The organism is Sphingomonas crocodyli (assembly GCF_004005865.1).
Lineage (GTDB): Bacteria > Pseudomonadota > Alphaproteobacteria > Sphingomonadales > Sphingomonadaceae > Rhizorhabdus > Rhizorhabdus crocodyli.
This window is the reverse complement of record NZ_SACN01000005.1, coordinates 78,132-96,244: the sequence shown is the minus strand read 5'-3', so window position 1 is coordinate 96,244 and position 18,113 is coordinate 78,132. Positions and strand designations below refer to the sequence as shown.

Here is an 18,113-nt window from a genome sequence, read left to right as displayed (position 1 = left end):
GGCCCGCACTATCGCCTTGCGGATCAGGTCGCGAAGGGCTTTAAGCGCCGCATCCCCATGATACGTAGTCTCCTCCTCGCTCCGTCGCTGCTCCTCGCACTCACCGCAACCGCGCAGGCGCAGGAGGTCGGCCCCGACACCGCCATCGATCAGGCCAGCGAGCCGATCATTGTCGATCCGATGGCGCAGGCGCGCGACGCGATGGCGCGCAACGATCCGGCCGAGGCGCTGGCGCGCTACCTGCGCGTCCTCGCGCGCGATCCGGGTGATCTGGAGGCGCTGACGGGGGCGGGCGATGCCGCGCTCGCGGTTGGCGATGCCGATGCCGCGATCAATTTCTACGTTCGTGCCGAAAAGATCGCGCCGAAGAACGGCAAGGTGAAGGCCGGCCTCGGCTCTGCACTGGTCCAGAAGGAACAGCCGCAGGCGGCTTTGCGCATGTTCAACGATGCGCTCGATCTTGGCGTGCTACCCGCCAGCATCGCGCTCGATCGCGGGCTGGCTTATGACCTGCGTGGCGATACCAAGCGCGCCCAGACCGAATATGGCATCGCCCTGCGCGCCGGCCAGAATGCGGAGGCGACCCGGCGCATGGCGCTGTCGCTGGGCATTGCGGGCGACAAGGCCGGTGCGCTGGCGATCCTCGATCCGCTGCTCCGGCGGCAGGACATACCGGCGTGGCGCGTGCGCGCCTTCGTACTGGCGATGACCGGCGATACGCCGGGCGCCGAACAGGCGGCCTATGCCGTGCTGCCGCGCTATCAGGCCGATCAGCTTCGCCCCTTCCTCGGGCGACTGGCCACGCTCAAGTCGGCTGAAAAGGCGGCCGCGGTCCATTTCGGTCACTTCCCGGAAGACAAGGCGCCCAAGTTGGCGTCGATGAGTTCGCCGACCTCGACCAAGGGTTCGCCCGTTGTCGCGGCGCCCGCACCGAGCCGCGCGCTTGCGCCCCCGCGTACGGCCGAAGCGAACACCGCGTCCAGCACGGGCGTCGTCACCGCGCCGATCGTCGATCCGACGACGGGCAAGACCTTGTCGATCGAAAAGCCCCAGACGCCGACCGAAGCTCAGTCGATGGCCGGTGAGGCCAAGCGCGAGGCGGAGGTGAAGCGCGCCGAGGCTCGCAAGGCGGCCGCCGAAAAGGCTGCGGCGGACAAAAAGAAGAAAGAGAAGGAGGAGGCTAAGGCCCGCGCCTCCGAACCCGGTCGTTTCTGGGTCCAGATCGCCAGCGGATCGTACAAGCCCGATCTCGACAAGGAATGGGACAAGCAGAAGAAGGCGCATCCCAAGCAACTGGCCGGCAAATCACCGTGGACGATGCCCTATAAGGCGACGAACCGCCTGCTCGTCGGCCCCTTCGCGTCGAAGGATGCCGCGCAGGACTTCGTCAACGATGCGCGCAAGGCGGGCTGGGGCACCGTGCCGGTCACGACCGGCGCAGGGCAGAAGGTCGAGCGGCTCAATTAAAGCGGCTCGGTCTGCACCCGGCATTCGATCGATAGCAGGGCAGCCAGGCTGAGGCCGCCAAGCGCCGACGGGGTCACGCCGCTGCCGCTCCAGTCATAACGATAGATGGCGTTGCGCAGCCGATCGGCGATCGGATTGGCCACGGCCTTCCCGCCCGTCGGCACGTAGATCACGAAGCGCTGGTCGCCGACGCGGGCGGCAACGCCCCCGGTTGGGATTTCCATACGGACCAGATCGGCGATCCGCACGATGATCCGTTCGGACGCCTGCGGGCCGAACAGTTCGTTGGCCTGCCGCAGATTGTCGACCTCGCAGATGACGAAGCTGGAATCGGGGCCGCGCGGCCGTGCCCGCAACGCGCGATCCAGCCCCGGCCGCGTGGTCAGCCCGGTCAGCGGATCGCGCAGGTCCGCCTGCCGATCGGCATCGATCCGATCGAGCACCGCCGACGCCAAAGCGACGAGCGCGTGGATCAGCCCCAGCACCACCGCGCTGCTCTGCATCAGGAAGGCATAGGTGCTCGTCATATAGACGCCCGTGCCATCCTGTTCGGGCAGCGTGATCGTGACGGTCACGGCCTGCAGGAAGGTTTCGAACGTCACCAGCGCGACGATCGCGAACAGCGCGCAGTCCATCAGGTCGCGCAGGCGCCTGGTCGTCGCCGGAAGGCCGATCCCCATCAGGATGGCGCAACCGAGGTCCGATGCGAAGATCTGCAGGTGGAGGTTGCGGATCGCCAGCCCGAACACCGCGCCCCCGACCGAAACGACGAGGATCGCGATGCGCACCCCCGTCATCAACGGTGCATTGGCCCTGCGCAGCAACGCGCCGCCGAAGTGGAAGAAGGCGAGGCCGAACAGCGCGTTGGCGATCGTCCCGCGCACGATCATCGGGATCACATTGGGCAGCGCGGGCACGCTCGCCGCCAGGCCCGAGCACAGAAATCCGAGCCCCCACCACTTGGCAATCGGCGCACCCCAGCGCCACACCAGCAGGAACATGCCCGCCAGTGTGATGAACATGATTGGAAACAGGAAGGCGAAGCCGTCCCCCATTAATCCCCGAACCCCCTCAGAATATTAAGGAAAATAGCGAAAAATCGACGCCGCTGATACGGCGGATCTGTCCTAATTTGGGTTCGTGAGAATGTTTTTGGTGGGTGATGTCACACCGCGCCGTCCCGCCCCGTCAACGAAGCGAGCGCCAATGCTCAGCTCTGACGGAAAGGACATCATCATGGATCGCCTGAAATGGTTCGAAGTCGCCCCCGAAGGCGCGAAGGCGCTGTTCGGCGTGCATCATTACGTCACCAAGGGCACCAACCTGCCCGAAGAACTCATCCACCTGATCTTCCTGCGCGTGTCGCAAATCAACGGCTGCGCCTATTGCATCGACATGCACAGCCGCGATCTGCGCAAGACGATGTCGGTCGACAAGGTGACGTTGGTGCCGGTGTGGAAGGAAGTGCCGCACCTGTTCAGCGATCAATATCGCGCCGCACTCGCCTGGGCGGAGGAAGTGACCAATGTCAGCGTTACCCACGCGTCGGACGAAGCCTATGCGGCCGCAGCCGCGGTGTTCGGTGACAAGGATCTGGTCGATCTGACGCTCGCGATCGCCGCGATGAACGCGTTCAATCGCCTAGGCGCGCCGTTCCGCCTGCCGGTGTCGGCCAAGCCGTGAACCGAGACGCGGCGCATCGCACCGTCAGCAGTGGCACCGCCATGCCAGGTGCGAGCGCCGCGCTTCGATCTGCTGGTGACGCGCCTCGGCATCGACCTTGGGTCCTAGGTTCAGCGCGTCGAGATCGGAGAGCTTGACGCGCTGCGTGGTGATCAGGGGCATGCCGTCGGGTTTGGTCCAGCGGCTTGTCGCCATCACTTCGACGCGGCCTTCGGTGTCGAGCCAGTTGGCGATGCCGGGGTCGCGCGCGCTGATCGCGATCCGCACCGATCCGTCGGCGTCGCGCTCGGCCAGCGCCTCGTTGAGGTGGGTGACGCGGTTGACGTGGTCGAGCGGCTCATACCATTCGCGCATATAAAGCTGCAGGTTCCAGTGCGCGGCATCGTCCGGCCGCACCGTGACGACCAGCGCCTCGTCCGGCTCGATCCGCACGAAACAGTGCGAATAGAAGAGATCGCCGACACCTTCGGCGACAAGGCCCGGCGTGCTGAATTCGTTGAGGGGAGCCTCCGCGCGGCGCGCCTCTTGATAGGGCGGCCAGTAGAGCATCGAATTCTCGATCTGCCCCAAAGCGGTGTCGAGCATTCCCGCAACCCGATCGGGTGTAGCGCGGCCGGGCGTGTCGATCCGGTCGATCCGCTCGATGACGAAGGTCGCGGGTTCGGCCGACTGCCAGTCATAATAATAATCGCGGACGTGGAGCAGGCTCGAATCCGGGCTCATCAGCAGCGTCGGATTGTCGGCCGGATCGGACGAGATCAGGATGTCGAACGCATCGCCCGGCCCGATGCCGAGATCGGACGCCCACAAAGTCACGTCGACCCCGCCGCCGCCCTTGTTGTGCATCTCCCCGCGCTTGGCCTGCACCGCAAATTCCTCGCACGCACCCATCGATCCGGAGAGGCGATAGGTGTGCTTGCCCGAAATGGTGGTGCGCCGTGCGTTCTGATCGACGTTCGGCCCGCCCCAGCGATAGACGAGGTCGTTGTGGCGGAACAGCAAGGGCTGGGCCGCATCGCTGCTGCCCAATGCATAGGTGCTCCAGCAGGCGACCTGATTGAGCAGGTGGCGATAGCCTTCGGCGCGATCCGCCTCGCTATAGTCCTTGCCGGGCTCGAAGATCTTGTCGCCCAGATCGGAGATGCGCGCGCAGAAATCGCGCCATGCCTGGCCGCTGGTCAGATCGCTGCCGTTCATCCTTGCTCTCCCGTCAGTCGCCGGCTTCTTCGGGCCGGACGTGGAAATAGGTCATGTAATCGGCGAAGCGCGCGCGTTCGGCGGCGATATCCATGCCCAGCGCGTCGACGCTGTGGGCGTGGCCGCCGTGACGCCCGCGCGGCTTGGCAGCGAGGTGGTCGGCCAGCGCCTGTTCGGTTGCGGCGGGGAAGGGGATGCCGAAGCGTTCGGCGATCGCCTTCACCGCGCCCGCCTGGTCGCCGGTGAAGCGATCGAACGTCACGTCGATGCAGCGATCGTCGGTCAGCACGCCGCGTTTGCGCATGTCGAGCACCGCGTCGAGATTGCGCCCGAACTGGTCCATGCTTTCGCGCGCCACCTCCTTGAAATCGACGCCCTCGGCGCTGCTCCAGCGCAGGGTGGCGATCAGGCTGGAGACGGAGCTGATCATCGCCATCGGATCGCGATGGCACACCACGATCCGCGCATCGGGATAGAGTTCGAGCATCAGTTCGAGATAGCCGAGGTGCGACGGCGCCTTGATCACCCAGGTTCGATTGTCCTGCGCCTGATGCTGGAGGATCTGGAGCACCTGCCGATGATATTCATAGCCCGGCCGCAGCCCGTTCGCCTGAATCCAGCGATCGTAGGATGGCACACGCGAATAGGTCCAAAGCGGATCGGCGCGGAAGGTGGGCAGCATCGCCGACGGGTCTTCACGCAGTTGCAGCCCACCATAGGTGTGGATGCCGTCCATCGCCACGGACAGTTCGGCGAGCAGGCGCACGTCCGCATTGGCCAGTTCGATCCGCGGATCGCGCCCGCCGCGATGATTGGTAAAGGGCGTCGGCCACCAATATTCCCACGTCACCGGCGCGCGCATGTTGGGCAGCAGCGCGATCAGTTCGTGCATCATCGATGTGCCTGCCCGCGGGCTGCCCGTCACGATGATCGGCGCGACGATCCTTTCGTTCAGCACGGTGGGATTGTCGGCAAGGTAACGGTAGTGACGCAGGCGGTTTTCTAGCGCGTGCATCACCTCACCACGCAGCCGCAGCCGTCCCGCCGGATGCAGGTTCGCCTCCGCCTCGATCGCGGCGATGAAGACATCGAGCGGCTCGCGGAAATCGTCCGGACCCCAATCGGAAAGCCCGGTGGTCAGCTCGGCCTCGGCCAGCAGTTCGTCGACGATCAGGGGCTGGCGCGCGATCGCGTAGATCGGGCCGCCTTCTCCATTGATGGCGTGCTGCACCCATGCCGGCCTTGCGCCCGGATCCCACGTCATCGCTCTCGTCTCTCCCGCTCTTGTCCTTCGCGGGGCAGGCTATGGCCTTTGCGGCGCGATGCATCTGCCGGAACGCCCGGCTCCGGTCAGCCGGAAGCGCTTATGGGCCGCAGGTCCACTGCCCGGCGATGCCGCGTTGGGCGCCGTCGGCGCGATCATAGGTGAGCGTGGCCGGGCGCGGCGGGGATTCGCCGCTGCCGATCGCAGGGCCGGTCAGCGCGATGCGGATCGTCTTGCCCTTGCCGCCGAAGGTCGCGCCATCGATCATATGGTCATAGCCGCCGGGCGTCGCGACCTGCTCGACATAGTCGCCAACCTTGACGATCCCGAAAGCCGGATCGTCCGATCCGACATGGCCCTTGGCGATCAACAGCGTGCCGCCGTCCGCGCTGGCGAAGCTGCAGCCGAGTTCGCCCCGCAGCTTCGCCTTGGTGATGTCAGCGGAGGAGAGCGACGACAGCACGATCTCCGATCCGTCGCCGCCGATCGTGGGTTCGGCCTCGTTGAGCGCGGTATTGCCGCTTTCGGCTTCGGCGACATTGTCGGCGCGCGATTGATCGCCATTTGGCGCGGGGCTGCTGCACGCGCCGAGCGTGAGCGCCAGCATCAGGGCAGTAGGAAGGGATGGGTTCATCGGGCCTCTCGCTTATCTTTTGATAGGCCAAAGCCGCGCATCGGCGATGGTTCCGCGCCATCCGTCGCCATCATCGGCCATTTGGTCGAAAGTCGCGGTGATCCGCCATTTGCGAACATTCGTTACCGGGGCACACCTTTTCTTAACCGCGCCTGGGGCAAGGTCCGACTCGTTCAGGGGAGAGAGTCGATGTTGCGTGCCGTCCGTCCGATTCTTGCAGTCGCTTTGCTGGGTGTCACCGTTCCGGCCTTCGCCACCACGGCGGCGCAGGGCGTTCAGGCGGCCAACAGCGTCGATGGCGAACCGCGCGGTGCCGAACGCCTCTATCCGACCTCGACGTTGAGCCTCGACAGCTGGCGCACGCTCGCCCGCGTCACCCGCATCGAAGCGCAGGCCGACGATCGCACGGCGCCGGCGCGCGCCGAAGCCGATACGTCGACCACCAACGGCTGACCCCCTCGACTTGACGCCCCGGCTCCGCCATCAGGCGGAGCATGACGCTCGCCCCCTACGCCGCCGATCCCTACCGCAGCCGGGGCCGCTTCCACGCCACGCCATCGGCCGAAACCCGCGGGCCTCGTGACGAATTCCAACGCGACCGCGATCGCATCATCCATTCGATCAGTTTCCGGCGTCTCCGCCACAAGACGCAGGTCTTTGTCGCGCCCGACGGCGATCATTATCGCGTCCGCCTGACCCACTCGATCGAGGTTGCGCAGATCGGCCGCACGATCGCCCGCGCGCTGGGGCTGAACGAGGATCTGACCGAGGCGCTCTGCCTGGGTCACGATCTCGGCCATCCGCCCTTCGGCCATGCCGGAGAAACCGCGCTGGATCGCGCACTGACGGCGACAGGCGGGTTCGATCATAACGCGCATACGCTGCGCCTGCTCACCCATATCGAAGCGCCTTATCCTGCGCATCCGGGGCTGAACCTCAGTTGGGAAACGCTCGAAGGGCTGGCCAAGCATAACGGCCCGCTCGCAAAGCCCAGCTGGGCGATGGCGGAAATCGATGCGGCGTGGTCGCTCGATCTCGATAGCTGGCCCAGCCTGGAGGCGCAGGTCGCGGCGCTTGCCGACGACATCGCCTATGACAATCACGATATCGACGATGGCGTGCGCGCCGGGCTGTTGACGATCGATCAGGTGCGTCAGGATCCGCTTGTCGCATCCAACTGGGATCGCGCCCGAGCGCGTTACCCGGATGTCGCCGAACACCGCCTGCTGGGAGAACTGGTGCGCGAGCAGATCGGGGCGATGGTCAACGATCTGATCGCCGAAAGCCGTCGCCGCCTTGCAGAGGCTGCGCCCGGATCGGTCGAGGATGTCCGCGCCGCCGGCCGCGCCTTGATCGGCTTTTCGGACGAGATGGCGGCGCGCGAAAAGGCGCTGACCCGCTTCATGTACGCCAATCTCTATCACCACCCGCAGCAACTCGCGATCGCCGAGCTTTCGGGGCGCGTCGTCGCCGCACTGGCTGATGCCTATCTCAATGATCCCTCGCTGCTGCCCGACGGCTGGCGCGAGAGCCTGCCTGCCGAGAATCCGGCACGCGCGCGCCATGTCGGCGATTTCATCGCGGGGATGACCGATCGCTACGCGCTGTCGCGCTACCGCGAACTGATCGGCCCGATCGAGATCGGCGATGCCTTCTAATACCGCTCGCTGGGTCGCGCTGATCGCGGCGCTGGCGGGTGCGCTGGTCTGGATCGTGCTTGCTTCGATCCCGCCAACCCCGCGCGGAGCCGATGCGCCGCCCACCGTCTTCTCCGCGGTCCGCGCGATGGAGGTGGTCCGCGCCGTCGGGCACGAGCCGCATGTGCTGGGCAGTGATGCCGATGCGCGGGTGCGCGCCTGGCTGATCGCGCGGCTGCGCACGCTGGGCGCGGAAGTCTCCGAACAGCCGGTGCCGCTCGATCCCAAGGCCGCGAAGCGGCTGGCGAAGTGGATCGGCCGGCCCGCCGACGGCATCACCGGCACCAACATCATCGCGCGCCTGCCTGGCCGTGATCCGGCGCTGCCGGCGGTCGCGATCATGGCGCATCACGACAGTGTCGAGGGTTCGCCGGGCGCGGCCGACGACGGGATCGGCGTCGCCACCGCTGTCGAGGCGCTGCGCGCGATCCGCGCCGTCGGGAAGCCGCCTGAGCGTGACGTGCTGATCATCCTCACCGATGGCGAGGAAATCGGCCTCAACGGCGCAAAGGCCTTCTTCGATAATCACCCGCTTCGCCGCCGCGTCGGCGCGATGGTCAATCTCGATGCGCGCGGCGCGGGCGGCCGGGCGAACATGTTCGAAACGGGGCGCGGCAACGGGGCGATGATGGCGCTCTATGCCGACAAGATCGCGCGGCCGGCCGCCAATTCGGTGTCGGTGCTTGTCTATGATCGCATGCCCAATTCGACCGACTACACCCCGGCCAAGGCGCGCGGCATTCCCGGCTTCAACATCGCCCCGCTCGATCGCGCCTGGACCTATCACTCGCCGCTCTCGACTCCGGACGCGCTCGATCCCGGCACGTTGCAGGACATGGGCGATCAGACGCTCGGCGTGATCCGCGCGATGGCCTTCGCGCGCGACCTTCCCGCCCGCGAACCCGATGCCGCCTTCGCCGATCTGATGGGGCGGTGGATGATCGTCTATTCGGCCGGCTGGGGCTGGGTGGTGCTGGGATTGGCGGCCGCCTTATTCCTTCTCCCTCGTCGCTCCAGCGGAGGCTGGAGCCTATCGCTCTTTTCTCGTGCGGTACCGTCTGCCTCGACAGAAATAGGCCCCAGCCTCCGCTGGGGCGACGTGGCGGGAGGGGTGATCGTCACCCTGACCTTCCTCGTCCACACTGCACTCCTGATCACCGCACTGAACGCACTCTCGGGCAGTGGCCACTCGAACTACTACGATCGGCTCGCCGCGATTCCGCGTCTGGAGGTGCAGGCGTGGTGTGCGATCGCGGCGATGATCGCGCTGCTGCCGCTGATGCGTCGTCTGGACATAAAGCTGCTCGCGATCGTGCCCGCGCAGGCGATGATGTGGATCGGCCTGCTGAGCGGCGGGCCGCTGATCCTGCTCGTCCTGCTCGCGGTCGTCGCGATGGGCCTCGCCGCGATCCTGCCGCGAGACGCGGATGGCCCGACGGGTTCGGCCGCGCTCCTGTTTTTTATAGCGATGATTACGCAAATCCTCGCGCCCACCGCCGCGCCTTTCTTCGCCTGGCCGCTGCTGCTGGTCGCGATCGGCGCCGTCGCACGCGGGCTGCTTCCGTCGTTCACCGGCCTTGCCGTGACTGCGCTCGTCGCGGCGATCGGCCTCGGCCATATCGGCAGCATGGCGCATTTCGTGATGCTTGCGCTGGGCGCCGAACTGCCGCCGGTGCTGGTCGTGGCGCTGCTGGCGGGCCTGCCCTTGCTCTGGCCGCTGCTGCCCGAACGCGGCGACTGGCGGGCCGCCGCGCCGTTGCTCGCCATCGCGATCGGCATCGCGCTCTGGGTGCGCTTCGATGCGATGGCGCCGTCTATCGCGACCTACAGCCTTTCTGAAGGCGCCAAAACCAAGTAAGGCGCCCGCCACACAGCATATGGACCCGAGATTTTGACCACGCTCTACAAGCGTTTCGCCGACCGGATCGGCGCTATCCTCAACGAACTCGAAGCGACGGGGGCGCTGCCCGCCGGCATCGATCGCCGCAATGTCGCGGTCGAGCCGCCGCGCGATCCCTCGCATGGCGATCTGGCGAGCAACGTCGCGATGGTTCTCGCCAAGCCTGCGGGCCTCAATCCGCGCGCGCTGGCCGACCTGATCGTGCCGAAGCTGGCGGAACTGCCCGAGATCGAGGCGGCTTCGGTTGCCGGCCCCGGCTTCATCAACGTCCGGCTGACCGACGGCACCTGGCGCGACGAGCTTGCAACGATCCTGTCGTCCGGCGCCGAATATGGCCGTTCGACGGTCGGCAGCGGCACCCGCGTCAATGTCGAATATGTGTCGGCCAACCCGACCGGGCCGATGCATATGGGCCATTGCCGGGGCGCAGTGGTGGGCGATGCGCTCGCGGCCCTGCTCGAATATGCGGGCTACGCCGTCACGCGCGAATATTATGTCAACGATGCGGGCGCGCAGGTGCAGACGCTCGCACGCTCGGCCCACCTTCGCTATCGCGAGGCGCTGGGCGAGACGATCGAGATCCCCGAGGGCTTCTATCCCGGCGATTATCTGGTGCCGATCGGGCAGGCGCTGGCGGCCAAATTCGGCTCCAAATATGTGAGCGCACCCGAAAGCGAGTGGCTCGATACCTTCCGTGAGTTCACCGTCGAAAAGATGATGGATATGATCCGCGCCGATCTGGCGCTGCTCGGCATCCATCATGATCTGTTCGCGTCCGAGGCCGCCGTGCAAAAGGCGGGCAAGGTCGATGCGGCGCTGGAGCGGCTGCGTGGCGAGGGCCTCGTCTATGAAGGCACGCTCGAACCGCCCAAGGGCGAGCTTCCCGACGATTGGGAGCCGACCGAGATGACGCTGTTCAAGGCGACCGCGTTCGGCGACGACAGCGATCGCCCGGTGCGCAAGTCGGACGGTGGCCTCACCTATTTCGGCACCGATCTCGCTTATCATGCGCAGAAGGCCGAGGGCGCCGATCTGCTGATCGACATCTGGGGCGCCGACCATGCGGGCACGGTCAAGCGGATCAAGGCCGCGGTGCAGGCGCTGACCGGCGGCAAGGTGCCGCTCGACGTCAAGCTGGTGCAGATGGTGCGCCTGCTGCGCGGTGGCGAGCCGGTGAAGATGTCGAAGCGCGCGGGCAATTTCGTCACGCTCGCCGATGTGGTGCGCGAAGTGGGCAAGGACGTCGTCCGCTTCACGATGCTCACCCGCAAGTCCGACGCGCAGATGGATTTCGATTTCGCCAAGGTGGTCGAAGCGTCGAAGGACAATCCGGTCTTCTACGTCCAATATGCGCACGCACGCGGCCGCTCGCTCCATCGCCGTGCGGGCGAGGCGGGAATCGACGTGGCTCCGGCCGCCGATCTGGCCTTGCTCGATGCCGAGGAACTGGCGCTCGTAAAGTTCGCCGCGCAATTCCCCCGGATCGTCGAGGGTGCGGCGGCGGCGCATGAGCCGCATCGCATCGCTTTCTACCTCTATGATCTGGCGGCGATGTTCCACGCATTGTGGAATCGCGGCAATGACGACCCGGCTCGTCGCTTCCTGCTGGCGGACGATCCCGAAACGACCCGTGCGCGTCTGGCGCTGTCCGATGCGATCGGGCAGATTATCCGCAACGGCCTGGGCGTCATGGGTGTCGCCGCGGCCGAGGAGATGCAGTGAGATGACCGATTACTCCCGCGACCGGCTGGGACCAGACGATGAAGAGCGTCTGCCCTGGCTCGAACCGGTCGAGGAGGATTATGAGGAGGAGCGGGGTCTCAGCCCCGTCAAGATCGCGATGGCCGCGATCATCCTGCTCGTCGTCGTCGGCCTGATCGCGGGTTCGGTCTTCTGGCTGCGCGGGCGCGGCGATGTCGCGGCCTCGGGTGACGGTTCGGTCATCAAGGCGCCCGACGATTATTACAAGCAGCGCCCCGAAAATCCGGGCGGCATGGACGTCGGATCGGGCGACGAGATCGTCTATAGCGCCAGCCAGGGCAATGAGGTGGCGAGCGAGGTCGACACGCGCGGCGCGGCCGAAGCGCCCGTCAATATCGATCGCGCGCCTTCGGCCGTCGCTGTTCCGATCCCGCCGTCGCGCACTGCGCAGGCCGGCCTGCCGCCTGCCGCGACCGCGCCTGCCAAGACCGCCGACGCGGCGGTGCCGACCAAGGTGACGCCGCCGGCCGCCAAGCCTGCCGCGTCGAAGCCCGTTGCCGCCGCTCCGGTCGCTGCGGCGCCGGCGCCCGCCAGCGGTGGATCGATGGTGCAGCTTGGCGCCTTCTCCAGCCCGGCCAAGGCCAATTCGGCGTGGAAGTCGCTTTCGGGCCGCTTCTCCTTCCTGTCGGGCCTGACCCAGTCGGTCGCGCCGGTCCAGTCGGGGGACAAGACCCTCTATCGCCTGCGCGCCAGCGGTGGCGACGCGCGCAACATCTGCGCGCGGCTCAAGACGGCGGGCGAAAGCTGTTCGGTGATCGGGTGACCCCACTCTTTCTCGGGCTTTCCGGCCCGGTTCTGACCGATGCCGAACGCGCCTTCTTCGGCTCGGTCGATCCGGCGGGGTTCGTGCTGTTCCGCCGCAATGTCGAGGATCCGGCGCAACTGCGCGCGCTGACCGACAGCCTGCGTGACCTGACCGGCCGCACTGGCGTGCCGATCATGGTCGATCAGGAGGGCGGGCGCGTCGCGCGGATGCAGCCGCCGCACTGGCCGGCTTTCCCGAAGGCCGAGGCGTTCGACCGCCTCTATGACATCGCCCCGATAACCGCGATCGAAGCGGCGCGGCTCAACGCGATGGCGCTGGCGGCGATCCTGCGCGACGCGGGGATCAACATCGATCTTCTGCCGCTGCTCGACGTGCGGCAGCCGGGGGCACACGACATCATCGGCGATCGCGCGCTGGGCGCCGATCCGGTCCGCGTCGCCGCGCTCGGCCGCGCGGTGATCGAGGGGCTGGCGGCGGGCGGCGTCGTCGGCGTCGTCAAGCATATGCCGGGTCATGGCCGCGCGATGGCCGACAGCCATGTCGAGCTGCCCGTTGTCGATGCCGATATCCACGCGCTCGAAACCGATCTGTCGTCCTTCATCGCGTTGAAGGGCGCGCCGATGGGGATGACCGCGCATGTCGTCTATCGCGCGTGGGATGCCGATCGCTGCGCCACGCTATCGCCGACCGTGATCGGCGACGTCATTCGCGGGCGCATCGGCTTCGACGGGCTGCTGATGACCGACGATCTGGGCATGCACGCGCTGTCGGGCGATTTCGGTACGCGCGCGGAACAGGCGCTCGCCGCCGGCTGCGACATCATCCTCCACTGCTCGGGCAAGCTGGAGGAGATGGAGGCCGTCGCCGGCGCGGTCGGCCCGATCGGGGAGACCGCCCAGACCCGGCTCGACCGCGCGATGGCGACGATCGAGGATGCAGTATCGCCTCGCAGCCTCGCCGATCTGATGGCCGAACGCGACGCGATGATGGCGCCGGTGCTGGAGACGGCGGTCGGCGCTGATCCGACCAACTACTGATCCAGTGAGGGGCTGGAAACGCCCGTAAAGTCCTGCTCTACTCCATCTATGGGGGAAGAAGCGGAACCGTTCGAGCTGCCTTATGCCGACACAGCGTCGGCCGAGGTGCTGACGCTCGATCTCGACGGGTGGGAAGGGCCGCTCGATTTGCTGCTCACGCTCGCCCGCGCGCAGAAGGTCGATCTGCGGGAGATTTCGATCCTACAGCTCACCGAACAATATCTGGCCTTCATCGATAATGCCCGCGCGCTGAAGCTCGAACTCGCGGCCGATTATCTCGTGATGGCGGCATGGCTCGCTTATCTCAAATCCTGCCTGCTGCTGCCCAAGGATCCTGAGGTCGAGCCGAGCCCCGAGGAACTGGCGCTACGCCTGCAACTGCGGCTCCAGCGCCTGAACGCGATGCGTGAGGCGGGGGCGCGGCTGATGGCGCGCGACCGGATGGGGCGCGATGTGTTCGCGCGCGGCGCGCCGGAAGGACTCAAGCTTGTCCGCAAGGCGGCGTGGGAGGCGAGCCTGTTCGATCTGATCGCGGCCTATGGCGCAGTCCGCGCGCGGGCCGAGGTTCCGGTCCACCTTGTCCAGCGGCGGCCGGTGATGACGCTCGATCAGGCGATCGACCGTGTGTCGCGGATGGTGGGGATCGCGCTCGACTGGGCCGATCTCGAAAGCTTCCTGCCGCCCGGCGTCGATGGCGAATATCGCCGTTCGGCGCTCGCCTCCAGTTTTGTCGCTGCGCTCGAACTCGCGCGGCAGGGGCGGCTGGCGCTGCAGCAGGAAGAGCCCTTTGCGCCGCTGATGATCCGGGGGATGGCATGAGCGACGAAAGAAGCGAGGGCGGCGAGCCTGACGATCTGCTCCGCGCGCTCGAAGCCGCCTTGTTCGCTGCGGAGGCGCCGATGTCGGTCGCCGAACTGACCACCGTGATCGGCGCGGAGGACGTCGCCCAGGCGCTGCCCCGGCTCGCGGCGCTCTATGCGGGGCGGGGGATCGAACTGGTCGAGCGCGGCGGGCGCTGGCATTTCCAGACGGCGGCCGACCTGGCCCACATCCTGCGGCGCACGCGCGAGGAGCCGCGCAAGCTTAGCCGCGCGGGGATCGAGACGCTGGCGATCATCGCCTATCACGAACCCGTCAGCCGTGCCGAGATCGAGGCGATACGCGGTGTGCAGATTTCCAAGGGCACGCTCGACGTCCTGCTCGAAGCCGGCTGGATCCGGCCCGCTGGCCGACGCGAGGCGCCCGGACGGCCGCTGATCTACGCGACCACCGCCGGTTTCCTGTCGCATTTCGGCCTTGCCGATCGCCGCGATCTGCCGGGGATCGCCGATCTCAAGGCGGCCGGTCTGCTCGATCCGGTTGATCTGGCGATGGAACAGCTGATCATGGAAAAGCCCGACGAGGATACGGGGCAGGAGGGTTAGAAGCCCTTCGCCACCGTCAGCTTCACCGTGCGGGGGCGCAGCGGCGTCTGCTGGTTGCGATCGGCGACGCCGAAGGGATTGCCCAGCGAGAAGCGGTTGGCGTGGCTGTTCGCGATATTGTCGAGATCGAGCATCAGGCTGAGATTGCCGCGCTGCCAGCCCGCGCCCGCGCCGATGGTCGCATAATCGCCCTGTGCGATGTTGAGCATTGATCCGAAGCCGACGAAGGAGCGCCCGACGTAGCTGGCCGTCCCCCGCACATACCATTGCGAGATGGCGGGATCGCCCCATTGATAGGAGGCGCGCGCATTGCCGTTGATGCGCGGCGTGTCGGCCAGTTCGTCGCCCCTTTGCGGGGTGAGCGCCAGGATCGGATCGTGCAGGCTGCTGTGATTGAGGAAGATCGCGCCGCCGAAGGTGAGGCCGCGCATCGGCACCCAATCGGCCATCGCCTCGAACCCACGGATGCGGCCGTTGCCGATATTGGTGGAGTAAGGAAAGCCGCGCCGGTCGACGAGGTCGGCCTGGATCTGGCGCCAGCGCGCATAGGAGAATGCGGCCGTCGCCGACACGCCGGTTTCGCCGCCGCGAGCGAGCCGTAGCCCGGCTTCTGCCACGCGGATGCTGTCGGGGGTGAAGTTCGCGACGCGGCCGACGCCGGGGGCGACCGCGAGCCCGCCGGTACGGAAGCCCGAGCCATAGCGCGCGAATAGGGCGATGCGCGGGGCGAGCGCATAGGTCGCGGCCGCCATCGGGCTGTAGCGCAGCGTCTTGCGCCCTCGGATGAAGGCGGTGCCACGGCGAATGAAGGTCGGATCGCTCTCAGTCTGCGTGCGGGTCAGGCGGCCGCCGCCGGTGATCGAGAGGCGCGGGGTCAGCGCGATCGTCGCTTCGCCGAAGATCGATGCGTCGCGCGACTGATTGGTGACGCCGGTAATGTCCAGCGGCTGCCCCGGAAGCCCGAACTCGCGTTCGATCCGGTCGTCATCGTCGATATAGCCGACGCCGATCAGCCAGCTATTCCCATTGGCCACCGATCGCGACAGCCGGGTCTCGTGGGTGATCATCTCGTTGCGATCATGGCTGTCATAAGCGAGCGGGATATTGGGCCGCAGGCGGCTGGTCGCATCGAAGCGGTCGTCCGAATGATGGCGCACCGCGGCCGTCGCGCTCACCAGTTGCAGCCCGCTGTCCCATGTCTTGCGGACCACGATCTGACCCAGGCTGAAATCGCCTTCGAAGGGCTGCGCGATCGTCGATGCGCGGGTGAGGGCGGGCATCGAGCGCATCGTATATTGGCTGTCGCGCGCCCTGTTTTCCTGCGCGACGGCGCCAATATCGATCGTCCAGCCATCGCCGGGCGCGATGCGCAGCGCCGCGCGCCCGCCGCGCGTGCGCTGGCGATTGATGTTGCGCAGGCGGCGGCCGCGATCGTCAATGAAACCGCCGTCGATCGTCTGATAGCCGACGATGCGCAGCGCGATCCGATCGTCGACCAGCGGCAGGTTCGCCATCGCCGCCAGTTCGTGTCCGTTGGCGCCGCTCTGCGTGGCGCTGGCCGACGCCAGCACGCTTGCTGCGTAGCGATCGAGCATGGGATCATTGGGGACGATCCGGACGATGCCGCCGATCGATCCCGCGCCGTAGAGCGCGCCCTGCGGCCCCTCCAAAATCTCGATCCGCCGGATGTCGTAGAGGTTCAGATTGGGGTCGGCCCCGTTATAGCCAAGCTGCGCCTCGCCCAGATAGACGGACGCGGTCGATCGGGTGGGGCCGACGAAGCTGCTGTCGGCGATACCGCGAATGAACAGCTTGTTGCGGCCGCTGCCCAATTCGGTGCTCTGCAGGATCGGCAGGCCATCGGAGATCGCATGGATATCGCGCCGCTCGCCCGCGCCCAGCATGTCGCCGGCCTCGGGCTGGATTACGGCAATGCTGCCCGGATAGCGCAGCAGCGGCGCGTCGCGCTTGCTGGCGAGGACCAGGATCGGTTCGGCGACGGGATCGGCCGGGGTCTCGACGGGGCGCGGTTTGGGGCGGGCGCGGACGGGCGCGCGTTCGATCCGGAAGCTGGTCGCGTCGATCCGGACGGCGCGATAGCCGGTCCCTTCGAGCAGCCGATCGAGCGCGGAACGGGCAGAGAAGCGGCCATGCGCGCCGGGGCTGCGGGCAAGCGGGATCGCCGGGTCGGTCGTGCCGATGTCGACCCCGGTCAGCTGCGCAAGGCGCGCTATCGCGATATCCAGCGGCCCGGCCGCGATCTCGATGTCCCGGCGGTCGCTTCCCCAAGCGGCCGATGGGATAGCAGTGATCAAAAGCAGTGCGGCAGCCGCAGCCTTAGCGGCTTTCATCACCCTTGGTCGTCAACATCCAATTGTCCCCCTTACGCCGCCAATCGGCACCGATCAGCGTCGCAACGCGGGGGATCAGCCGTCCTTGATCACCGGTCAAGTGAATCGTGCCGGTGAAGGTCTGTTTGGCGAGCGTCGGTTCGACTTTCAGATGAGCCCCGGTCGAACGCGCCACCGCATTGGCCACCGATTCGATCGGCGCACCCCGGAAACTGACCACGCCGCGCCGCCATCCGCCGACATTGTGCGCGGCGATTCGATCGAGTTTCGGTTCGGCCCGGTCCTCATGCGCGGTCAGCGCCATGCCGGGGGTCAGCGTCACATTCTGCCGATTGGGTTCGAACGCGACCGATCCTTCGGCCACCTCGACGCCCAGCCGCTTGCCGTCGCGGGTCACGTTGAACACCGTGCCCAGATCGCGGATCGCATAGCGGCCCGATTGCAGTTCGAACGGATGATCGGCGTCGTGGCGGACGTGGAAGGTCGCCTCCCCGGCCTCGAGCGCGGCATAGCGCGCGTCGCCCTTGCGGAAGCTCATCTTCGTGCCGCCGTTCATCTCGATCGTCGTGCCGTCGTCGAGTTTCATGGTGCGGGTTTCGCCGGGCTTGGTCTCGACGGTGTAGGACGCGACGGCCTGCGTTTCGGGCAGCAGCATCGCGACCGCCAGCGCGGCTGCGGCCGCCCCGCCGCCGAAGCCCGCCCAGCGCGCGAAGCGGCGCGGCGGCCCGGCGTCGTTCGCGGCGACCGGTGCTGCGGTCAGATCGAGCGACGGCGCGATCAGCGCGTCGTCCATCGTCACCTGATCATAGGCGGCCTGATGCGCCTCATCGGCCTCCAGCCATTCGACGAACCGGTGCCATTCGTCGGCGTCCGCGTCGGCCAGACGCAGGTGCCAGGCAATGGCCTGATCGACGATATCTTCCGATGCCACA

Annotated in this window: 16 protein-coding genes; 10 read left to right on the top strand and 6 right to left on the bottom strand. The window is 67.0% G+C overall.

Translation table 11 applies throughout. The features are described 5' to 3' along the window. Positions 1 to 57: 57 nt before the first annotated feature. Complete coding sequence (locus EOD43_RS21785) at positions 58 to 1,467, top strand: SPOR domain-containing protein (protein WP_127746419.1); 1,410 nt, start codon at positions 58 to 60, stop codon at positions 1,465 to 1,467. Here the strand turns inward: EOD43_RS21785 and EOD43_RS21780 are convergent. Beyond that, positions 1,464 to 2,522, bottom strand: coding sequence for a GGDEF domain-containing protein (locus tag EOD43_RS21780; protein WP_127746417.1), 1,059 nt, complete (start codon positions 2,520 to 2,522; stop codon positions 1,464 to 1,466). The genes EOD43_RS21785 and EOD43_RS21780 overlap by 4 nt on opposite strands. A 181-nt stretch (positions 2,523 to 2,703) precedes the next feature. Here EOD43_RS21780 and EOD43_RS21775 point away from each other — a divergent pair, with 181 nt between their 5' ends. After that, on the top strand, positions 2,704 to 3,150 hold the full coding sequence (locus EOD43_RS21775; RefSeq protein ID WP_127746415.1) for a carboxymuconolactone decarboxylase family protein: 447 nt from the start codon (positions 2,704 to 2,706) through the stop codon (positions 3,148 to 3,150). Positions 3,151 to 3,174: 24 nt separating this feature from the next. Here the strand turns inward: EOD43_RS21775 and EOD43_RS21770 are convergent, their stop codons facing one another. The 3 genes from EOD43_RS21770 to EOD43_RS21760 all read right to left on the bottom strand — a co-directional run bounded on the left by EOD43_RS21770 (position 3,175) and on the right by EOD43_RS21760 (position 6,245). Continuing rightward, positions 3,175 to 4,347, bottom strand: coding sequence for a DUF1214 domain-containing protein (locus EOD43_RS21770; RefSeq protein ID WP_127746414.1), 1,173 nt, complete (start codon positions 4,345 to 4,347; stop codon positions 3,175 to 3,177). Between the two features lie 13 nt (positions 4,348 to 4,360). Then, positions 4,361 to 5,578, bottom strand: a complete 1,218-nt coding sequence (locus EOD43_RS21765) for a sulfotransferase family protein (RefSeq protein ID WP_164857388.1) — start codon at positions 5,576 to 5,578, stop codon at positions 4,361 to 4,363. A 133-nt stretch (positions 5,579 to 5,711) separates the two neighbouring features. Further along, positions 5,712 to 6,245, bottom strand: a complete 534-nt coding sequence (locus tag EOD43_RS21760; RefSeq protein ID WP_127746412.1) for a hypothetical protein — start codon at positions 6,243 to 6,245, stop codon at positions 5,712 to 5,714. A gap of 189 nt (positions 6,246 to 6,434) precedes the next feature. Here EOD43_RS21760 and EOD43_RS21755 point away from each other — a divergent pair, with 189 nt between their 5' ends. Genes EOD43_RS21755 through scpB form a run of 8 tightly spaced genes read left to right on the top strand, consistent with a single transcriptional unit; the run spans position 6,435 to position 14,830 of the window. Continuing rightward, positions 6,435 to 6,698 (top strand): hypothetical protein, encoded by a 264-nt coding sequence (locus EOD43_RS21755; protein WP_127746411.1) that lies wholly within the window; start codon positions 6,435 to 6,437, stop codon positions 6,696 to 6,698. 41 nt (positions 6,699 to 6,739) lie between these two features. Then, positions 6,740 to 7,903, top strand: a complete 1,164-nt coding sequence (locus EOD43_RS21750; protein ID WP_127746410.1) for a deoxyguanosinetriphosphate triphosphohydrolase — start codon at positions 6,740 to 6,742, stop codon at positions 7,901 to 7,903. Beyond that, complete coding sequence (locus EOD43_RS21745; RefSeq protein WP_127746409.1) at positions 7,893 to 9,800, top strand: M20/M25/M40 family metallo-hydrolase; 1,908 nt, start codon at positions 7,893 to 7,895, stop codon at positions 9,798 to 9,800. Before EOD43_RS21750 ends, EOD43_RS21745 begins: the two co-directional genes overlap by 11 nt. A gap of 33 nt (positions 9,801 to 9,833) precedes the next feature. After that, complete coding sequence (gene argS, locus EOD43_RS21740; protein ID WP_127746408.1) at positions 9,834 to 11,564, top strand: arginine--tRNA ligase; 1,731 nt, start codon at positions 9,834 to 9,836, stop codon at positions 11,562 to 11,564. Between the two features lies 1 nt (position 11,565). Beyond that, positions 11,566 to 12,366, top strand: coding sequence for an SPOR domain-containing protein (locus EOD43_RS21735; RefSeq protein WP_164857387.1), 801 nt, complete (start codon positions 11,566 to 11,568; stop codon positions 12,364 to 12,366). Beyond that, positions 12,363 to 13,406: a beta-N-acetylhexosaminidase gene (gene nagZ / locus EOD43_RS21730; protein WP_127746405.1), complete on the top strand. Its 1,044-nt coding sequence runs from the start codon at positions 12,363 to 12,365 to the stop codon at positions 13,404 to 13,406. Before EOD43_RS21735 ends, nagZ begins: the two co-directional genes overlap by 4 nt. A 48-nt stretch (positions 13,407 to 13,454) precedes the next feature. Continuing rightward, entirely contained in the window at positions 13,455 to 14,225 is a 771-nt protein-coding gene (locus tag EOD43_RS21725; protein WP_127746403.1) for a segregation and condensation protein A, read from the top strand. Next, complete coding sequence (scpB, locus tag EOD43_RS21720; protein ID WP_127746401.1) at positions 14,222 to 14,830, top strand: SMC-Scp complex subunit ScpB; 609 nt, start codon at positions 14,222 to 14,224, stop codon at positions 14,828 to 14,830. Before EOD43_RS21725 ends, scpB begins: the two co-directional genes overlap by 4 nt. Here the strand turns inward: scpB and EOD43_RS21715 are convergent. Beyond that, the gene (locus EOD43_RS21715) at positions 14,827 to 17,181 is read right to left on the bottom strand and encodes a TonB-dependent receptor (protein WP_240653474.1); all 2,355 of its coding nucleotides are present in this window, start codon (positions 17,179 to 17,181) and stop codon (positions 14,827 to 14,829) included. The two genes, scpB and EOD43_RS21715, sit on opposite strands and share 4 nt — an antisense overlap. Continuing rightward, positions 17,168 to 18,112, bottom strand: coding sequence for a FecR family protein (locus EOD43_RS21710; protein WP_240653473.1), 945 nt, complete (start codon positions 18,110 to 18,112; stop codon positions 17,168 to 17,170). Before EOD43_RS21710 ends, EOD43_RS21715 begins: the two co-directional genes overlap by 14 nt. Position 18,113 lies beyond the last annotated feature (1 nt).